Here is a 17522-nt window from a genome sequence, read left to right as displayed (position 1 = left end):
TGCCGGTGGCGTTGGAGGCGGGGAGTCGGTTCGCCATTCGAGAGGGTGGTCGGACGGTAGGTGCTGGCGTCATCACCGAGATCATCGAGTAACGAGTAAGCATAGGACAATGAACGCTACGGGGGCGGGTAGGCCCGCCCCCTAGGCTCCCGGAGGGTGGAGGCGGTATGGCCAAGCAGCGCATTCGCATCAAGCTGAAGGCGTATGATCACCGGATTTTGGATAGGTCTGTGCGAGAGATTGTGGAGACAGCTGAGCGCACCGGCGCTGCTGTCGTGGGCCCAATCCCGCTGCCAACGAGGATCGAGCGTTTCACGGTTATGCGCTCTCCGTTCATTGATAAGGACTCTCGTGAACAGTTCGAGATTCGGACGCACAAGCGTCTGATCGAGATCGTGGATCCTGGAGCCAAAACCATCGATAACTTGACTCGTCTGAACCTGCCGGCCGGGGTGGATATCGAGATCAAGGTGTGATGATCCCTCACCGGCGCGAGCGGTGAGACAAGAGGAGGCAACACCCGCTGGGCGGGTGGCTCCAAAGGGGGATGGTGCGGCCGTTGCCCAGGCTGGCAGTCCCGAGTGGAGGTCTGTATGAAGGGCATCCTTGGTAGAAAACTAGGCATGACCCAGATCTTTGATGAGTCGGGCACGGTGACGCCTGTGACCATCATTGAGGCTGGGCCTTGTTTTGTCACTCAGGTGCGCACGCCGGAGCGCGATGGGTATAGCGCCATCCAGCTGGGCTGGGGCGAGGTCAAGCCGAAGCGCCTCACCCGTGGACAGCTGGGACATTTGCGCAAGCGAGATCTTCCACCCTTGCGGTATCTGCGGGAGATTCGGATCAGCGAGGAGGAGCTCTCTCAGTATAACGAGGGGCAGCAGATCACGGTGGAGATCTTCGAGCCGGGTGAGTACGTGGATGTGACGGGCATGTCCAAGGGGCGTGGCTTCCAGGGCGGCGTCAAGCGCCACGGCTTTGGCGGTGGCCCGAAGACCCACGGTCAGTCGGACCGACACCGGGCGCCGGGGTCGATCGGCTCGGGGACCACGCCCGGCCGGGTTTACAAGGGGACGCGTATGGCGGGCCGCATGGGGAACCACCGGGTGACGGTGCAGAACCTGCGGGTGGTGCAGGTGTACCCCGAGCGGAACCTGATCGCCGTGCGTGGCGCGGTCCCGGGGCCGAAGAACGGGTTGGTCATCATTCGCACAGCGCGCAAGAAGCAACAGCAACAGGGCTAGGAGTGGGGAGATGCAGGTACCTTTGCGTAACATTGCAGGCGAGGTCGTAGGGCAGGCGGAGCTGCCCGATGATATCTTCGCAGCCCCGATCAACCAGGCCGTGATGCATCAGGCTCTGGTGCGGCAGCTGGCAAATGCGCGCTTGGGCACACATGACACGAAGTCTCGCGGCGAGGTCAACCGGACCAAAGCCAAGTGGTATCGGCAGAAGGGAACCGGCCGGGCCCGACACGGCAGCCGCAACGCCCCCATCTTCGTCGGTGGTGGCGTGGCTCACGGCCCGCATCCCCGAAAGTACACCAAGCGGATGCCGCGCAAGATGCGCCGCCTGGCACTGCGTTCGGCCCTGTCCGTGAAGGCGGCGGAGGAGCGGATCATCGTGCTGGATAGCCTGCAGCTGGACACGCCGCGCACCAAGGCCATGTTGGGCGTGTTGGATGCTCTGGAGGTGGATGGCAGCGCGTTGATCCTGCTGGCGGAGGCGAACCCGAACGTGGAGCTATCCGCCCGTAACCTGCCGGATGTGCGGACCCTGCGCGCCGGATATTTGAACGTGCGGGACATCCTGGGATATGACTATCTCATCCTGCCGTTGGATGCGCTGGAGGAGATCCGGCGGTTCCTGAGCGTGGATAAGGCGACGGAAGCGGCGTGATGGCGTGCTGGAGGTAAGCGGATATGCATGTGTATCAGGTTTTGAAGCGACCCATCGTGACGGAGAAGTCGACGGATCTGTTGGAGCCGGTGAACCAGTACGCCTTTGAGGTGGATATCCGTGCCAACAAGCATCAGGTGAAGGAGGCGGTGGAGACGGCCTTCGGCGTTCGGGTGGAGAAGGTGCGGATCATGCGCATGCCGGCCAAGATGAGGCGCTACGGGCGCCGGCTGGTGACCAAGCGCCCCATGTGGAAGAAGGCCATCGTCACGCTGGCTCCTGGTGATACCATTCAGTTCTTTGAGGGCGTCTAACGCCGATTGGGACGGGCGGCGAAACGCAAGCGGTATCGCCCGTCCTCTCATCGCTATCGGCTTGGGTTCAGGTGGATAGAGGTGAGGAGCTTGCAAAAGGGAGTGTAGGGTATGCCGATCAAGGTTTATAAGCCGACATCGCCCGGGCGACGTGGCATGACGGTCTCCACCTTCGAGGAGATCACGCGCACGAAGCCGGAACGATCCCTGGTGGTGCCTTTGAAGAAGCATGCCGGGCGGAACATGCGTGGCAAGATCACCGTGCGCCATCGGGGAGGGGGCCACAAGCGGCGCTATCGGATCATCGATTTCAAGCGCAACAAGTTTGGCATCCCCGGCCGGGTGGATTCCATCGAATACGATCCCAACCGCACGGCGCGGATCGCGCTGATCGTCTATGCGGACGGGGAGAAGCGATACATCCTGGCGCCGCAGGAGCTGCGTGTGGGGGATACGATCATGTCCGGCCCCGACGCCGAGATCCGGCCGGGCAACGCGCTGCCGCTGGCGAACATCCCGTTGGGTACGGTGATCCATAACATCGAGCTGTACCCGGGGCGCGGCGGACAGCTCGTGCGGGCGGCGGGCACAGGAGCCCAGTTGCTCGCCAAAGAGGGCAACTACGCCCAGATCCGCCTGCCCAGCGGCGAGGTGCGTCGCATCCACGTCCGCTGCATGGCCACGATCGGCCAGGTGAGCAACGTCGATCACGCCAACATCAAATTGGGCAAGGCCGGGCGCAAGCGCTGGTTGGGATGGCGCCCGGAGGTCCGTGGTTCGGCGATGACGCCGCGGGATCACCCGCACGGCGGTGGTGAGGGGAAGGCGCCCATCGGGTTGCCCGGACCCAAGACGCCGTGGGGGAAGCCCACGCTGGGGTACAAGACGCGGCGCAACAAGGCGACGGACAAGTACATCGTGCGGCGGCGTACCGCGCGACGGCGATAAGTCGGGTTTGGATTGGGAGGTGAGGCGTGTCTCGGTCGCTGAAGAAGGGACCGTATGTCGATCCGAAGCTGCTGCGTAAGATCGAGGAGATGAATCGAACCGGCGAGCGCCGGGTGATCAAGACCTGGTCGCGTGCGTCCACGGTCTTCCCGCAGATGGTGGGGCACACCATCGCGGTGCATGATGGCCGACGCCATGTTCCCATCTACATCACGGAGGACATGGTGGGGCATAAGCTGGGCGAGTTCGCGCCGACCCGGACGTTCCGTGGTCACATCGTGAAGGAGAAGGGGACTCGGGCTCGCCGTTGATCGGCCATGAGAGTGGGCGCGGCGGGGTCATGGAAGCTCTGCGGTAAGGTAGACGAGGACGGGATCGATGGCAGAGGAAGTGCGAGCTGTTTATAAATACGTCGGTATCTCTCCGCAGAAGGTGCGGAGGGTGATCGATCAGGTGCGAGGGAAGCGGGCCGAAGAGGCGCTGGTGATGTTGCAGTTCATGCCGCAGGCGGCCGCCAAGCCGGTGGCGAAGACCATCGCCTCGGCGATCGCGAACGCGGAGGAGAACTTCGGCCTGGCCCGTGAGGATTTGGTGATCGCGAAGATCACGGCCGATCAGGCTCCGACACGTCGGTGGCGGCGCTTTGGCGCTCGCGGCCGCTTCAAGCCGATCCTTCGCCGGGCGTCTCACATTACCGTGGTGTTACGGGAAGAGGAACCGGCCTAGCTGGGCGATGTGGGCGTAAGGAGGAAACTTTGGGACGCAAAGTACATCCCATCGGCTTTCGTTTGGGCATCATCAAGGATTGGCGAACCCGCTGGTACGCGGAGGGGCGTCAGTACGCGGATCTCCTGGAGGAGGATCGCAAGATCCGGGAGATGATCCGCTCGGAGATGGGGCAGGCGGGGATCTCGCAGATCGAGATCGAACGCTTCCCGGGCGCGGTGCACGTGATGATCCACACCTCCAAGCCGGGCATCATCATCGGCCGCAAGGGGCAACACGTGAACGCGTTGCGCTCCAAGCTGGAGGCGTTGACGAACAAGAAGATCAAGATCGACGTCATCGAGATCGAGCGCCCGGAGCTGGAGGCGTACCTGGTGGCTGAGGATCTGGCCTCCCAATTGGAGCGGCGCGTCTCCTATCGGCGGGCGATGAAGCAGGCCGTGTCGCGTGCCATGCGGGCTGGCGCCAAGGGGATCATGATCACGTGCAGCGGCCGGCTGGCGGGCGCGGAGATGGCTCGCTCGGAGACGGTGCGTGAGGGCCGCGTGCCGCGGCACACGTTGCGGGCGGACATCGATTACGCGCAGGCGGAGGCGTTGACCACGTTCGGCCGGATCGGCATCAAGGTGTGGATCTATCGCGGTGATGTGTTGCCCGAGCGCCAGGAGGCCCAAGCGTAACGTCGCCGGCGGGGTGTCGTGATTGGCCGGGTGCGTGTTGAAGGAGTTGAGCGACGATGTTGATGCCAAAGCGGGTGAAATATCGCAAGGCCCATCGGGGCCGGATGAAAGGGATGGCCAGCCGGGGAAACCGGGTGTCCTTTGGGGATTATGGGTTGCAGGCCCTGGAGCCGTGCTGGATGACCAGCCGGCAGATCGAGGCCGCACGTCGAGCGATCGTGCGCCACGTGCGGCGCGGCGGCAAGGTGTGGATCCGCGTCTTCCCGGACAAGCCGGTGACGAAGAAGCCGGCGGAGACCCGTATGGGGAGCGGGAAGGGGAACGTGGACCACTGGGTGGCGGTCGTCAAGCCGGGCCGGGTCATCTTCGAGATCGCCGGTGTTCCGGAGGCCGTGGCCCGGGAGGCGTTGCGTCTCGCCTCTCATAAGCTGCCCATTCACACACAGATCATCGCGCGCTCGGATCTGCCGGAAGAGGCGGCTGGAGGTGGAGGATGAAGCCCAGCGAGATCCGTGCGATGACGGATGAGGAGATTGCCCGTCGGTTGGACGAGGCGTATCAGGAGCTCTTCAACCTGCGCTTTCAGTATGCGACGGGGCAGTTGCGGAATGTCGCGCGTCTGAAGCTGGTCCGGCGGGACATCGCCCGGTTGCGCACGATCCTGCGCGAGAGGGAGCTGGCGGCCTGGTATCAATCCTTGGAAGCGGAGGAGTAAGCGATGCGTGGGCGACGGAAGACCCTGGTCGGTGAGGTCGTCAGCGACAAGATGGATAAGACGGTGGTGGTGCGGGTGGATCGCACCCGACGCCATCCCCTGTATGGCAAAGTCATCAAGGTTTCGAAGCGTTTCAAGGCGCACGATGAGGAGAACCAGTGTCGCGTGGGGGACATCGTGCGCATCGTGGAGTCACGGCCTTTGAGCCGAGAGAAGCGCTGGGTGGTGACCGAGATCCTGTCTCGGGGCGAAGAACTCATCGAAGCCGATGTATAGGCGAGAACGAGGGTGACGGCATGATTCAGCAGGAGAGTCGGCTGAAGGTCGCGGATAACACGGGTGCCAAGGAGATCCTTTGCATTCGCGTGCTGGGGGGATCCACGCGTCGTTACGCCCGGGTGGGCGATATCATCGTGGCCTCCGTGAAGCAGGCCGCGCCGAACAGCTCCGTGAAGAAGGGGGACATCGTTCGGGCCGTGGTGGTGCGGACCGCGAAGGAGTACGGACGGCCGGATGGCTCCTACATCAAGTTCGACGATAACGCGGCCGTGTTGATCGATCAGTACAAGAGCCCTCGTGGAACGCGCATCTTTGGGCCGGTGGCCCGCGAGCTGCGAGAGAAGGGCTTCATGCGCATCGTGTCCTTGGCGCCTGAGGTCCTCTAGACGTGTTGGGTGTGGGGTGGATGATGAGGATCAAACGCGGTGATCTGGTGGAAGTGATCAGCGGCGACGACGCGGGCGAGCGCGGGGAGGTGCAGCGCGTGATCCGGGGGAAGCGCCGGCTGTCTCGCCGTATGACGAAGAAGCTGGGGCGATCGGTCGTGCGCGATCCCAACCTGGATCGTGTCGTCGTGGCCGGTGTGAACTTCATCAAGAAGCACCAGCGGCGAACCGGGGATGTTCGCACGCAGGTGGGGATCATCGAGCGGGAGGCTCCCATTCACATCTCCAATGTGATGCTCGTCTGCCCGCATTGCGATGAGCCCACGCGGGTGCGCATGCGCGTGTTCGAGGACGGCTCCCGGGCGCGCGAGTGCAAGCGATGCGGGCAACTGATCGATAGCTAACCGCAGAGGAGTGGGGCGTAGATGGCGAACTTGAAAGAGCGCTACCGGAATGAGGTGGTGCCGGAGCTACAGAAGCGTTTCCAATATCGCAACATCATGGAGGTCCCGAGGATCACCAAGGTCGTGGTGAACGTCGGCCTGGGTGAGGCGCTGCAGAATCCCAAGGCGCTGGACAACGCGGCCCGGGACATCTCCGTGATCACGGGGCAGAAGCCCATCATCACGCGAGCGCGCAAGTCGATCGCCACCTTTAAGTTGCGAGAGGGGAACCCTATCGGGTTGAAGGTGACCCTGCGGGGCGATCGGATGTGGCACTTCCTGGATCGGCTGTTCAACATCGCGTTGCCGCGTCAGCGTGACTTTCGTGGGGTGTCCCCGGACGCGTTTGACGGCCGTGGTAATTACACATTGGGGCTACGCGAGCAGCTGGTCTGGCCGGAGATCGACTATGACTCCATCGACAAGGTGCGTGGCATGGAGGTGACCATCGTCACGACGGCCAAGACGGATGAGGAGGCTCGCGAGTTGTTGCGTTTGTTGGGGATGCCCTTTGGGCGCTCCGCGCAGCAGGCAGCAGCGTAAGGAGAGCGAACGTGGCGAAGAAGTGCATGATAGTCCGGGAGACCCGACGGAAGTACAAGGTGCGGGTGCGCAATCGATGCAAGATCTGTGGCCGGCCGCGCGGCTATATGCGTCGCTTCCAGCTGTGCCGCATCTGCTTCCGCCGTGAGGCGCTGGAGGGCCGTTTGCCGGGCGTGGTGAAGTCGAGCTGGTGATGCATGTCCCCACTCCATCGACACGGAGGCCCGGGGACGGGCGTGTGGATGGAGTGGGCGCATGGATATGCTGGTGAGGAAGGATGGAGTAAGGGCCTATGATGACCGATCCTATTGCGGACATGCTGATTCGCATCCGCAACGCGGCGATGGTGGGGCACAAGCAGGTGATGATGCCCAGCTCCAAGATGAAGGTGGCCATCGCGCGCATCCTGAAAGAGGAAGGCTTCATTCAAAACTACCAGGTGACCCGAGATCACCCGCAGCCTCAGCTGCGCATCATCCTGAAATATGACCAGGAGCGCAAGCCGGTGATCACCGGCTTGAAGCGTGTGAGCAAGCCCGGCCGACGGATTTACGTGAAGCGGCAGGAGATCCCCTGGGTCTTGCGGGGGATGGGGATTGCCATCCTGTCCACGCCGCGCGGGGTCATGACGGATCGGAAGGCGCGTCGCCTGGGTGTGGGCGGCGAGGTGTTGTGCTACGTGTGGTGAGCCGGTTCGCTGAAAGAGATGGCGTGGGTGGTCACAGGCTGGGAATACCTGGTGGTCGTGTGGGGGAGGTAGAGCGGTGTCTCGTATTGGAAAGTTGCCCATTCCGGTGCCCGAAGGGGTAACCGTTGAGATTGCACCGGGGAATACGGTGACGGTGAAGGGCCCGAAGGGGCAGTTGACCCGGACTTTTTCGCCGGATATGATCATCGAATTGTCCGATGGTGTGCTGACCGTGAAGCGGCCCACCGATAGCCGCATGCACAAGGCATTGCATGGGCTGACCCGGGCGCTGTTGGCCAATATGGTGACCGGGGTGACCGAGGGCTTCCGGAAGGACCTGGAGATCCGTGGCGTCGGCTATCGCGCGGATCTGGTGGGGGATCGCCTGATTTTGCAGGTGGGGTTCTCGCATCCCGTGGAGTTTCAGCCCCCGCCCGGGATCACCTTCGAGGTGGATCGGAGCGGTCGGAACATCAGCGTGCAGGGGATCGACAAGGAGCTGGTGGGCCTGATCGCAGCCAAGATCCGGGATGTGCGGCCGCCGGAGCCCTATAAGGGTAAGGGGATCCGGTATGTCGGCGAGTGGGTCCGGCAGAAGGCGGGCAAAGCGGGCCGCGTGATGTGATGAGGCTTGCAAGGAAAAGGTTGGGCTAGGAGGACGATGTACGTATGGCCAAATTGACACCTCGAGAGGCACGGCTGCGTCGCCATCGCCGGGTGCGGCGTAAGGTGCACGGCACGGCCGAGCGTCCACGATTGAATGTCTTCCGCAGCCTGAATCATATTTACGCCCAGGTGATCGACGATGAGAGGGGCGTGACGTTGGTCTCTGCCTCCACGCTGGACCCGGAGTTGCGTGGGCAGTTGACCGGGCTGACGAAGACGGAGCAGGCGAAAAAGGTCGGTGAGTTAGTGGCGAAGCGGGCCCTGGCCGCCGGCATCAAGCGGGTGGTCTTCGATCGCGGCGGTTATCTGTATCACGGCCGCGTGAAGGCGCTGGCGGAGGGCTCCCGCGAGGCCGGTTTGGTGTTCTAGGAATGGGGAGGATACATGCCACCCAGAAGAGATAATCGGATCGAAGAAGAGATCGAAGAGCTGGACGAGCGCGTGGTCGACATCAAGCGCACGGCCAAGGTGGTGAAGGGCGGCCGTCGGTTCAGCTTCCGGGCGGTCGTTGTCGTGGGCGATAACAAGGGTCGCGTCGGCGTGGGCGTCGGGAAGGCGCGCGGCGTCCCGGAGGCGGTCCGCAAGGGCAGCGAGCGCGCCCGACGCTCCATGAAGAAGGTCCCGCTGGTCGGCACCACGATCCCGCATGAGGTCCTGGCGGAGTACGGCGCGGCGAAGGTCCTGCTCAAGCCGGCCGCTCCGGGCACCGGCGTCATCGCGGGAGGTGGCGTGCGCGCCGTGTTGGAGGCCGCTGGCGTGAAGGACGTGCTGTCCAAGTCTCTCGGCAGCTCCAACATCCTGAACGTGGTGCGGGCGACCCTGGCGGGTTTGGAGCAGCTGAAGGATCCCGAGGTGGAGGCTCAGCGCCGAGGCCGTCCGTTGGAAGAGGTGTTGCCATTCTGGATGCGGGAGAAGCGGTAAGATGGCCGGGAAAGGGACGAAGCGGCTGCGCATCACATGGGTGAAGAGCGCCATCGGGTACTCCCGTCGGCAGAAGGCGACGGTGCGTGCCCTGGGATTGCGTCGTCTGGGGGATGTTGTGGAGCAGGAGGATACTCCTGTGGTGCGTGGCATGATCGACAAGGTTCAACATCTGGTGCAAGTGGAAGAGGTTGAGGAATGAAGCTGCACGAACTGCGTCCACCCGAAGGCGCGACGAAGAAGCGCAAGCGATTGGCACGCGGCAATTCCGGCAAGGGGGGGACCTACGCCGGCCGCGGGCGCAAGGGACAGAACGCCCGCTCCGGTGGCGGGGTGCGACCCTATTTCGAGGGTGGCCAGTTGCCCCTGGTTCGGCGGCTGCCGCATCATCGCGGTTTCACCAACATCTGGAAGATCTACTACGCGCCGATCAACCTGGAGCGCCTGACCGTGTTCGAGGCCGGCGCCGAGGTCACGCCAGAGTCCCTGGCGGAGGCCGGATTGATCAAGTCGCCCCGACAGCCGGTGGTGATCCTGGGCAAAGGGGAGATCGATCGGCCGTTGAAGGTGCGCGCCCATCGGTTCTCCGCGAGCGCCAGGGAGAAGATCCTGGCCGCTGGCGGCACGGTGGAGGAGATCCCGTTGGTGAAGATACGGAAGGTGCGGCCGCGCTCTAGCGAGTAGGGAGGATAGGAATGCTCGAGGCCGTGCGAAATGCCTTTCGCCTGCCTGATCTGCGCAATAAAATCCTGATCACGTTCCTGATTCTGGTGATCTATCGACTGGCCGCCCACGTGCCGTTGCCCGGGGTGAACACGACGGCTTTGCGGCAGCTCTTTGAGAGCAACCAGCTGCTGGGCCTGTTGGACATGTTCTCCGGCGGGGCCATGTCCAACTTCTCCATCATGGCGATGGGCGTGTACCCGTACATCACGGCCTCGATCATCATCCAGCTGTTGTTGCCCATCATCCCGCAGCTGGAGGAGCTGGCCAAGGAGGGGGAGCAGGGTCGGAATAAGATCAACCAGTACACGACCTGGCTGACGGTTCCCCTGGCGGCGCTCTCGGCCTTCGGTCAATCCACCCTGTTACAGCGACAGGGCATCCTGACCGACTTTGGGTTGACCACGTACCCGCTGCCCACCATCGCCACCGTGATCTCGTTGACCGCGGGGACGATGTTCGCCATGTGGTTGGGCGAGCTGATCACCGAGCAGGGGATCGGGAACGGCGTCTCGATCATCATCTTCGGTGGGATCGTGGCCCGGGTCCCGCAGCGGGTGGGACAGCTCCTGTTGAGCAACCCGACGGCCCTGATCACCTTCGTCATCCTGACGGCCATCACGGTGGTGGGGATCGTGTTCGTGCAGGAGGGCCAGCGGCGGATCCCGGTGCAGTATGGGAAGCGGGTGCGGGCCATGCGTGGCAATCGGCTGCGGATGGTGGGAGGACAGAGCACGCACGTCCCGTTGCGGGTGAACTCGGCGGGCATGATCCCGCTCATCTTCGCCCAGAGCATCCTGCTCTTCCCGGGCACCGTCGCCAGCTACTTCCAGCGGGCGTCCAACGAGTGGGTGGCGCGTATCGCGACGGGGATTGCGGACTTCTTCAACCCGCAGGGGTCGTGGTATTGGATCATCTATTTCTTCATGGTGGTCGGATTCACCTACTTCTACACGGACGTGATCTTCCGCCAGCAGAACCTGGCGGAGACATTGCAACGCCAGGGCGGCTTCATCCCGGGCATCCGGCCGGGGAAGCGCACGGAGGAGTACCTGAACGGCGTGCTCTCTCGCATCACGTTCGTGGGGGCCGTGTTCCTGGGCGTGGTGGCGATCCTGCCCTGGATCGCCCGGGATATCACGGAGACGCAGACGCTGCTGATCACCAGCACCGGCCTGCTCATCGTCGTGGGTGTTGTGCTGGATACGATGAAACAGCTGGAGGCGCAGCTCTTGATGCGCCATTATGAGGGGTTCATCCGGTAGCGGATGCCTGGTTACGATCTCTGTCCGAAGAGGTGACTCGTGGCGGCCACAACGGAGCCTCTATACATCGTGCTGTTGGGAGCGCCTGGGGCCGGAAAAGGGACCCAGGCTCGTATGCTGAGCGAGGAGTTGGGCATCGCTCATATCGCCTCGGGAGATCTGTTCCGAGAGCACCTGAACAATCAGACGGAGCTGGGGCGCCTGGCGAAGGGGTATATGGATCGCGGCGAGCTGGTGCCGGACGACGTGACCATCCGGATGGTGATGGAGCGGTTGGAGCGCCCGGATTGCGAGAAGGGGGCGATCCTGGATGGGTTCCCCCGGACGGTGGCCCAGGCTCGTGCGCTGGACGAGGAGCTGAGCGCCAGGGGGCGCCGTGTGAGCGTGGCCCCCTACATCAAGGTGGGCGAGGAGGCGCTCGTCGCCCGGCTGTCCGGGCGCTGGATCTGTCGCAAGTGCCAGGCGACCTATCATACGCTGTTCAACCCGCCCAAGCAGCCCGGCGTGTGCGACCTGTGCGGTGGCGAGCTGTACCAGCGGAGCGACGATACCGAGGAGACCGTCCGTCGCCGCCTGCAGGTGTACTTTGAGCAGACGCTCCCGCTGATCGATTACTATCGGGAGCGGGGCGTCCTGGTGGAGATCGACGGGGAGCAGGATATCCCGTCGGTGTATCGGGATCTGTTGGCGGCGGTGCGGCAGGCAGTGTGAGGCAAGGGTCGGCCATGCGAGGTGGGCTGAGGCGGCGTCGGCAGCCGATTCTGAAGACGCGAGAAGAGATCGAGTTGATGCGTAAGGCTGGACGTATCGTCGCCGAGGTCCACGAGCTCATGCGGCGGATGGTGCGCCCAGGGGTGAGCACGGCCGAGCTGGATGCGGCCGCCGAGGACTTGATTCGACGTCGCAATGCCCTGCCGGCCTTTAAGGGATACCCGCATACGGGGCGTAATGACTTCCCGGCGACTATCTGCGCCTCCGTGAATGAGGAGCTGGTCCACGGGATCCCGAGCCCCAAGCGCATCCTGCGCGAGGGGGACATCATCAGCATCGATGTGGGGGCCATTTACGAGGGGTTCTACGGGGACTCCGCCTGGACGTACGCGGTGGGGGAGGTCGACGAGGAGGCCCGCCGGCTGATGGAGGCGACGGAGGGCGCCCTGTATGCGGGCATCGCGGCCGCCCGAGCCGGCCACCGATTGCGAGAGGTGTCGGCGGCGATTCAACGGTACGTGGAGGAGCGGGGCTTCAACGTCGTGCGGGAGTATACCGGGCACGGAATCGGCCGGGCCATGCATGAGCCGCCGCAGGTCCTGAATTACGTGAACGAGCACGATGTGGAGGGGCGCATCGTCATGCGGCCCGGGCTGACCATCGCTTTGGAGCCGATGGTGAACGCGGGGACGTGGCGCACCCGTGTCCTGCGGGATGGTTGGACGGTGGTGACGGCCGATGGCCGTTTGTCGGCCCATTTCGAGCACACCCTGGTGGTGACGAACGGGGACCCGGAGATTCTCACCCGTCTGTAAAGGGTTTCAGGATTGTGAGAAGAGAATGGTGAGAGGGGGGATATATCATGAAGGTGAAGCCGTCCGTGAAGCGGCGTTGCGAAAAGTGCAAAATCATCAGGCGAAGGGGCGTGGTTCGCGTGATCTGCACCAACCCCAAGCACAAGCAGCGGCAAGGCTAGTGCGTCGGGAGCGGCTGTGGAGGGGCCCCGTCATGTCGGGGCGTCTGAACGCTGAGAGGGGAGGAAGCTATGGCGCGTATTGCTGGTGTTGATCTGCCGCGGGACAAGCGAATCGAGATCGCCTTGACCTACATCTATGGGATCGGTCGCTCCACCAGCGGCGAGATCCTGGAACACGTGGGCATTCATCCGGATAAGCGTGTGAGGGATCTGAGCGAGTCGGAGATCGCCCGGCTGCGTGAGTTCATCGATCGCAATTATACGGTGGAGGGTGATCTTCGTCGCGAGGTCACCATGAATATCAAGCGGCTGATGGAGATCGGGTGCTACCGCGGCATACGGCATCGTCGGAATCTGCCCGTGCGCGGGCAGCGCACGCGCACGAACGCGCGCACCAAGCGGGGCCCGCGGAAGACGGTCCCCGGGCGGCGCCGGGCTCGGGCCAAGAAGTAGGGAAGCCCGATCGGCCCTCCGGATGCCCTCCGGGGGCTGCCGGGTTTTCGCGTGAGGATAGCATCATCACGAGGGTTTGGAGGCAGGAGGTAGAATGCCGAGGAGACGGACTGGACGACGGGGAAGGTCACGGCGAGAACGCCGAATGGTGCCCGTGGGGCAGGTGCATATCCATTCCACCTTCAACAACACGCTCATCACCATCACGGATCCCGAGGGCGACGTGTTGACGTGGGCCAGCGCTGGCTCGGTGGGGTTCAAGGGATCCCGCAAGAGCACGCCGTACGCGGCCCAGATGGCGGCCACGGAGGCAGCGCGGGCGGCCATGGACATGGGAATGCGTGAGGTGGATGTGTTCGTGAAGGGGCCTGGTCCCGGGCGAGAGGCGGCGATTCGGACGTTGCAGGCGTCCGGCCTGCGGGTCCGCTCGATCACCGACGCCACGCCGATCCCGCACAACGGATGCCGGCCGCCGAAGAAGCGGCGCGTGTAGCGTTATCGAGGATAGGAAGCTTCGAGACGATCGGATGAGGGGGACGAAGGTGGCCAAGCCGTAAACCCCTCCGGGTAATCACGAGTTCAAGGTTGGGAGGTTCTCTTGGCACGGTATACAGCAGCGGTTTGCAAACTCTGTCGACGTGAGGGTCAGAAGCTCTTTCTGAAGGGAGAGCGCTGCTTCTCGCCCAAATGCGCGATGGAAAGACGGGGCTATCCGCCGGGAATGCACGGCGCCCAGGTCCGGTTCCGTCGTCGAGAGTCGGATTATGGCGTGCAGTTGCGTGAGAAGCAGAAGGCCAAGCGCATCTATGGCGTTTTGGAGCGTCAGTTCCGACGGTATTTCCGGGAGGCGCAGCGGAGCAAAGGGCTGACCGGCGCGACCCTGCTGATCACGTTGGAGCGTCGTCTGGACAATGTGGTCTATCGGTTGGGGTTGGCGGACTCCCGGGCGCAGGCGCGCCAGCTGGTGCGCCATGGCCATATCGAGGTGAACGGTCGCAAGACGAACATCCCTTCCTTCCTGGTCAAGGAGGGGGATGTCATCCGTGTGCGTGATCGGAGTCGGAAGACCGCCTATTTCAAGGATTTGTTGGAGCGCCTGGGTGAGAGGCCGGTGCCGGAGTGGCTGAGCTTCGATCCGGAATCACTGACCGGTCGGGTCGTTGCGCTTCCCACGCGTGATCAGATTGATGTCTCCCTGAATGAGCAACTGATTGTGGAGTATTACAGCCGCTAGTTCAGGACGCTCGTGGCCCCTTGTCCCGGCCGGGATAGGGCGCGCGAACGTCATTTCGTGCGGCATGGTGGAGGAGGTTGGTCCTCTTGTTTAATCAAGTACTGCCCAAAATCGAAAGTGACGCCAGTTCCCAAAATTATGGCCGTTTCATCATCGGCCCGTTGGAGAGCGGGTACGGCATCACCTTGGGCAATGCCCTTCGCCGGGTGCTTCTCTCGTCCTTGCCTGGGGCGGCGGTGACGTCGATCCGTATCAATAACGTGTATCACGAGTTCTCGCCGATCCCCAACGTGCGAGAGGACACGACGGCGTTGATCCTCAACATCAAACAGATCCGGCTGAAGTGCCATGCGGACGGGCCGGTGCGCCTCTATCTGGAGGTTCATGGCGAGGGGCCCGTCCTGGCTGGTGATATCCAATGCCCGCCGGAGGTGGAGATCGTGAACCCCGATCTCTATCTCCTGACCGTCGACTCGGCGGATGCCGGCTTTGAGATGGAGTTGATGGTGCAGCGGGGTAAGGGCTACTCGCCGGCGGAGGAGCGTGGCGATCTGCCGCTGGGAGAGATCCCCGTGGATGCCATCTTCAGTCCGGTGCGCAAGGTGAATTACACGGTCGAGCGGGCCCGCGTGGGCCAGCAGACGGACTTCGACCGTCTGGTGCTGGAGGTCTGGACCGACGGGACGATCTCGCCGCGCGATGCGGTCAGCGAGAGCGCCAAGATCTTGGTGCAGCTGCTGCAGTTGGTCGCTGGCGTGGACACCGTGGAGGCCGAGCCGGTCGTAGAGGAGGAAGAGGGCATTCCCAGCCGTATTTACGAGGTGCCCATCGAGGATCTGGAACTCACCGTGCGTGCCTACAACTGCTTGAAGCGCGCCGGGATCACCCAGGTGGGGGAGATCCTGGAAAAGCTGGAGCGGGGTGGCGAGGATGAGATCCTGGCCATCCGCAACTTCGGCCGAAAGTCGCTGCGGGAGTTGTTGGCGCGGTTGGACGAGAAGGGTTTCCTCTCCGTGATTGACTACGGGGGGGCGGGCTCCTCCAGCAACGAGAACGGTGAGGAGGCCGAAGGCGGTGAGGAAGTGGAGGACGGCGGGTCACCTGTGGAGCTGGAAGCGAGTTAGCGGATTCGGGCGGTTTCCGCCCGAAGTCGGTAGGTGATCAGACGGGTATGCGGTGATGGCCAAGGTGCTCCCCCTGGGGGCCCTGCGGCCATCGTGTGTGTCAGCGAGCGTGATAGTTCGAGGTGGGTAGAGGATGCGACATCGTAAGGCTGGCTATAAGTTGGGGCGTTCTTCGGGTCATCGTCGGGCGCTCTTTCGTAATCTGATGACGGAGCTGTTTCGGCACGGCCGGATTCGCACCACGGAGGCCAAAGCCCGTGCGGTGCGTCCGGCGGCGGAGAAGCTGATCACCAAGGCCAAGCGTGGTCTGGCGCCGGGTGGGAACTATGTGCATGCTCGCCGCCTGACCGCCGCCCAGTTGAACGATCCGGATGTGGCGCGCAAGCTGTTCGAGGAATGGGCTCCGCGCTACGAGAATCGCCCGGGCGGCTACACGCGGATCATCAAGCTGGGTCCCCGCAAGGGAGATGGGGCTGAGATGGTGATCCTGGAGCTCGTGGAGTAATGATGCGTCGCGGTCGGGAGAGTCTCCCGGGTGAACAGGCCGGGGACGAAGCCGATCTCGATGGGGAGCTCCATCTGCGGGCTCGGGTGGAGTACGACGGTACGGAGTTCTTCGGGTTCCAGAGGCAGGCGACGCATCGGACCGTTCAGGGGGAGCTGGAGCGAGCGCTGGAGGCGGTCACCTGCCGGCCCGTCAGGGTGATCGGCGCGGGGCGTACCGATACCGGCGTGCACGCGGTGGGGCAGGTGGTGGCGTTTCGTGTGGTATGGCGCCATCCCATCCCGGACCTGGAGCGAGCCTGGAACGCTCTGTTGCCCGAGGACATCGCCGTGTGGAGGCTGGAGCGGGCGCCGGAGGGGTTTCACCCCCGGTTCAGCGCTCGCAGCCGTTGGTATCGATACACGATCTGGAATGGAGGCCGTCGCTCTCCGCTGTGGAGGCGTTATGCATGGGTGGTGCCCGAGCCGCTGGACGAGCGGGCCATGCAGGAGGCGGCCCGATGTCTGGTGGGCGAACATGATTTCGCTGCGTTCGGGCAGCCGCCTCAAGGGGAGAACACGGTGCGGCACATCTTCCGTGCCGAGTGGGTGCGGGACGGTGATGTGCTTCGGTTTGACATCGAGGGAAACGCCTTTTTGAAGCATATGGTGCGGAATCTGGTGGGGACGTTCCTCTACGTGGGGCGTGGCCAGCGGCCGCCGGAGTGGCTGGCCCAGGTGTTGGAGGGACGGGATCGTGCTCAGTGTGCCCCACCGGCGCCTCCGTGTGGCCTGTGCCTGATGGAGGTCGCCTACTGAGCCTTGAGGATTCGGGGGCTGAGCTTCCCGAATATCGAGGATTACGTCTGTTGAGGAGTGGGATAGCGTGAAGACCTATAGTGCGAAACCCAACGAGATCGAACGCGAGTGGTATGTCGTGGATGCGACGGGGAAAACGCTGGGCCGGTTGGCGAGCGAGATCGCGAAGATCTTGCGGGGGAAGCATAAGCCCATTTATACGCCGCATGTGGATTGTGGCGATTTCGTGATCGTCGTGAATGCGGATAAGATCCGGGTGACCGGTCGCAAGCTGGATCAGAAGATCTATTATCGGCACTCGGGCTATCCCGGTGGCCTGAAGAGCATTCCGCTGCGTGATCAGCTGGCCAGACATCCGGAGCGGGTGATCCAGCTGGCTGTGCGCGGGATGTTGCCGAAGAATCGCCTGGGGCGGCGCATGATCAAGAAGCTCAAAGTGTACGCGTCGCCGGAGCATCCACATCAGGCGCAACAACCGAAGCCGCTGGAATTATAACGAAGCTGGCCGGTTCAGCTCGATTGTAGG

At 63.3% G+C, this 17522-nt stretch carries 33 protein-coding genes; all 33 read left to right on the top strand.

What is annotated here, in order from left to right; genetic code table 11:
- On the top strand, positions 1-92 hold a 92-nt coding region (locus tag GXP39_08300; GenBank protein NOZ28037.1), incomplete at its 5' end, for a hypothetical protein.
- Positions 93-167: 75 nt separating this feature from the next.
- Positions 168-476 (top strand): 30S ribosomal protein S10, encoded by a 309-nt coding sequence (rpsJ, locus tag GXP39_08295; protein NOZ28036.1) that lies wholly within the window; start codon positions 168-170, stop codon positions 474-476.
- Positions 477-593: 117 nt separating this feature from the next.
- A complete protein-coding gene (gene rplC, locus GXP39_08290; GenBank protein NOZ28035.1) occupies positions 594-1244 on the top strand; it encodes a 50S ribosomal protein L3 in 651 nt (216 codons plus the stop codon).
- A gap of 10 nt (positions 1245-1254) precedes the next feature.
- Positions 1255-1899, top strand: a complete 645-nt coding sequence (gene rplD / locus GXP39_08285; protein NOZ28034.1) for a 50S ribosomal protein L4 — start codon at positions 1255-1257, stop codon at positions 1897-1899.
- A 23-nt stretch (positions 1900-1922) separates the two neighbouring features.
- A complete protein-coding gene (gene rplW, locus GXP39_08280) occupies positions 1923-2213 on the top strand; it encodes a 50S ribosomal protein L23 (protein NOZ28033.1) in 291 nt (96 codons plus the stop codon).
- Between the two features lie 111 nt (positions 2214-2324).
- Entirely contained in the window at positions 2325-3161 is an 837-nt protein-coding gene (gene rplB, locus GXP39_08275) for a 50S ribosomal protein L2 (protein ID NOZ28032.1), read from the top strand.
- Positions 3162-3187: 26 nt separating this feature from the next.
- Positions 3188-3472, top strand: coding sequence for a 30S ribosomal protein S19 (rpsS, locus tag GXP39_08270; protein ID NOZ28031.1), 285 nt, complete (start codon positions 3188-3190; stop codon positions 3470-3472).
- A gap of 67 nt (positions 3473-3539) precedes the next feature.
- Complete coding sequence (gene rplV / locus GXP39_08265) at positions 3540-3887, top strand: 50S ribosomal protein L22 (protein NOZ28030.1); 348 nt, start codon at positions 3540-3542, stop codon at positions 3885-3887.
- Positions 3888-3916: 29 nt separating this feature from the next.
- On the top strand, positions 3917-4567 hold the full coding sequence (gene rpsC, locus GXP39_08260; protein NOZ28029.1) for a 30S ribosomal protein S3: 651 nt from the start codon (positions 3917-3919) through the stop codon (positions 4565-4567).
- Between the two features lie 56 nt (positions 4568-4623).
- Positions 4624-5064, top strand: coding sequence for a 50S ribosomal protein L16 (gene rplP, locus GXP39_08255; GenBank protein ID NOZ28028.1), 441 nt, complete (start codon positions 4624-4626; stop codon positions 5062-5064).
- Complete coding sequence (gene rpmC, locus GXP39_08250) at positions 5061-5282, top strand: 50S ribosomal protein L29 (protein ID NOZ28027.1); 222 nt, start codon at positions 5061-5063, stop codon at positions 5280-5282. The genes rplP and rpmC overlap by 4 nt, the downstream gene beginning before the upstream one ends.
- Before the next feature lie 3 nt (positions 5283-5285).
- Entirely contained in the window at positions 5286-5558 is a 273-nt protein-coding gene (rpsQ, locus tag GXP39_08245; protein ID NOZ28026.1) for a 30S ribosomal protein S17, read from the top strand.
- Between the two features lie 20 nt (positions 5559-5578).
- A complete protein-coding gene (rplN, locus tag GXP39_08240) occupies positions 5579-5947 on the top strand; it encodes a 50S ribosomal protein L14 (GenBank protein ID NOZ28025.1) in 369 nt (122 codons plus the stop codon).
- Between the two features lie 23 nt (positions 5948-5970).
- Positions 5971-6351 (top strand): 50S ribosomal protein L24, encoded by a 381-nt coding sequence (gene rplX, locus GXP39_08235; protein NOZ28024.1) that lies wholly within the window; start codon positions 5971-5973, stop codon positions 6349-6351.
- Positions 6352-6372: 21 nt separating this feature from the next.
- Complete coding sequence (gene rplE / locus GXP39_08230; protein ID NOZ28023.1) at positions 6373-6933, top strand: 50S ribosomal protein L5; 561 nt, start codon at positions 6373-6375, stop codon at positions 6931-6933.
- A gap of 11 nt (positions 6934-6944) precedes the next feature.
- Positions 6945-7127: a type Z 30S ribosomal protein S14 gene (locus GXP39_08225; protein ID NOZ28022.1), complete on the top strand. Its 183-nt coding sequence runs from the start codon at positions 6945-6947 to the stop codon at positions 7125-7127.
- A 98-nt stretch (positions 7128-7225) separates the two neighbouring features.
- Positions 7226-7621: a 30S ribosomal protein S8 gene (rpsH, locus tag GXP39_08220; protein NOZ28021.1), complete on the top strand. Its 396-nt coding sequence runs from the start codon at positions 7226-7228 to the stop codon at positions 7619-7621.
- Positions 7622-7697: 76 nt separating this feature from the next.
- Positions 7698-8246, top strand: a complete 549-nt coding sequence (rplF, locus tag GXP39_08215) for a 50S ribosomal protein L6 (protein NOZ28020.1) — start codon at positions 7698-7700, stop codon at positions 8244-8246.
- A gap of 44 nt (positions 8247-8290) precedes the next feature.
- Positions 8291-8656, top strand: a complete 366-nt coding sequence (locus GXP39_08210; protein NOZ28019.1) for a 50S ribosomal protein L18 — start codon at positions 8291-8293, stop codon at positions 8654-8656.
- Positions 8657-8671: 15 nt separating this feature from the next.
- Positions 8672-9208, top strand: a complete 537-nt coding sequence (gene rpsE / locus GXP39_08205) for a 30S ribosomal protein S5 (GenBank protein NOZ28018.1) — start codon at positions 8672-8674, stop codon at positions 9206-9208.
- A 1-nt stretch (position 9209) separates the two neighbouring features.
- Complete coding sequence (rpmD, locus tag GXP39_08200) at positions 9210-9410, top strand: 50S ribosomal protein L30 (protein NOZ28017.1); 201 nt, start codon at positions 9210-9212, stop codon at positions 9408-9410.
- Entirely contained in the window at positions 9407-9892 is a 486-nt protein-coding gene (gene rplO, locus GXP39_08195) for a 50S ribosomal protein L15 (GenBank protein ID NOZ28016.1), read from the top strand. Before rpmD ends, rplO begins: the two co-directional genes overlap by 4 nt.
- 11 nt (positions 9893-9903) lie before the next feature.
- Positions 9904-11196, top strand: coding sequence for a preprotein translocase subunit SecY (secY, locus tag GXP39_08190; GenBank protein NOZ28015.1), 1293 nt, complete (start codon positions 9904-9906; stop codon positions 11194-11196).
- A 39-nt stretch (positions 11197-11235) separates the two neighbouring features.
- Positions 11236-11907, top strand: coding sequence for an adenylate kinase (locus tag GXP39_08185; GenBank protein ID NOZ28014.1), 672 nt, complete (start codon positions 11236-11238; stop codon positions 11905-11907).
- Between the two features lie 14 nt (positions 11908-11921).
- On the top strand, positions 11922-12722 hold the full coding sequence (map, locus tag GXP39_08180) for a type I methionyl aminopeptidase (protein ID NOZ28013.1): 801 nt from the start codon (positions 11922-11924) through the stop codon (positions 12720-12722).
- Positions 12723-12769: 47 nt separating this feature from the next.
- Positions 12770-12883: a 50S ribosomal protein L36 gene (rpmJ, locus tag GXP39_08175; protein NOZ28012.1), complete on the top strand. Its 114-nt coding sequence runs from the start codon at positions 12770-12772 to the stop codon at positions 12881-12883.
- Positions 12884-12952: 69 nt separating this feature from the next.
- Entirely contained in the window at positions 12953-13336 is a 384-nt protein-coding gene (rpsM, locus tag GXP39_08170) for a 30S ribosomal protein S13 (GenBank protein NOZ28011.1), read from the top strand.
- A 94-nt stretch (positions 13337-13430) separates the two neighbouring features.
- Positions 13431-13829, top strand: a complete 399-nt coding sequence (gene rpsK / locus GXP39_08165; protein ID NOZ28010.1) for a 30S ribosomal protein S11 — start codon at positions 13431-13433, stop codon at positions 13827-13829.
- 105 nt (positions 13830-13934) lie between these two features.
- The gene (gene rpsD / locus GXP39_08160) at positions 13935-14570 is read left to right on the top strand and encodes a 30S ribosomal protein S4 (GenBank protein NOZ28009.1); all 636 of its coding nucleotides are present in this window, start codon (positions 13935-13937) and stop codon (positions 14568-14570) included.
- 86 nt (positions 14571-14656) lie between these two features.
- Positions 14657-15694, top strand: coding sequence for a DNA-directed RNA polymerase subunit alpha (locus tag GXP39_08155; GenBank protein ID NOZ28008.1), 1038 nt, complete (start codon positions 14657-14659; stop codon positions 15692-15694).
- 133 nt (positions 15695-15827) lie between these two features.
- Positions 15828-16199, top strand: a complete 372-nt coding sequence (gene rplQ, locus GXP39_08150) for a 50S ribosomal protein L17 (GenBank protein NOZ28007.1) — start codon at positions 15828-15830, stop codon at positions 16197-16199.
- A gap of 2 nt (positions 16200-16201) precedes the next feature.
- Positions 16202-16996, top strand: coding sequence for a tRNA pseudouridine(38-40) synthase TruA (gene truA / locus GXP39_08145; protein NOZ28006.1), 795 nt, complete (start codon positions 16202-16204; stop codon positions 16994-16996).
- Between the two features lie 67 nt (positions 16997-17063).
- Positions 17064-17492, top strand: a complete 429-nt coding sequence (gene rplM, locus GXP39_08140; GenBank protein NOZ28005.1) for a 50S ribosomal protein L13 — start codon at positions 17064-17066, stop codon at positions 17490-17492.
- Positions 17493-17522: the final 30 nt, after the last annotated feature.

It is taken from the genome of Chloroflexota bacterium (assembly GCA_013152435.1).
Classification (GTDB): domain Bacteria; phylum Chloroflexota; class Anaerolineae; order DUEN01; family DUEN01; genus DUEN01.
Note: the sequence above shows the minus strand (reverse complement) of the source record. Positions and strands in the feature narration are given on the sequence as shown.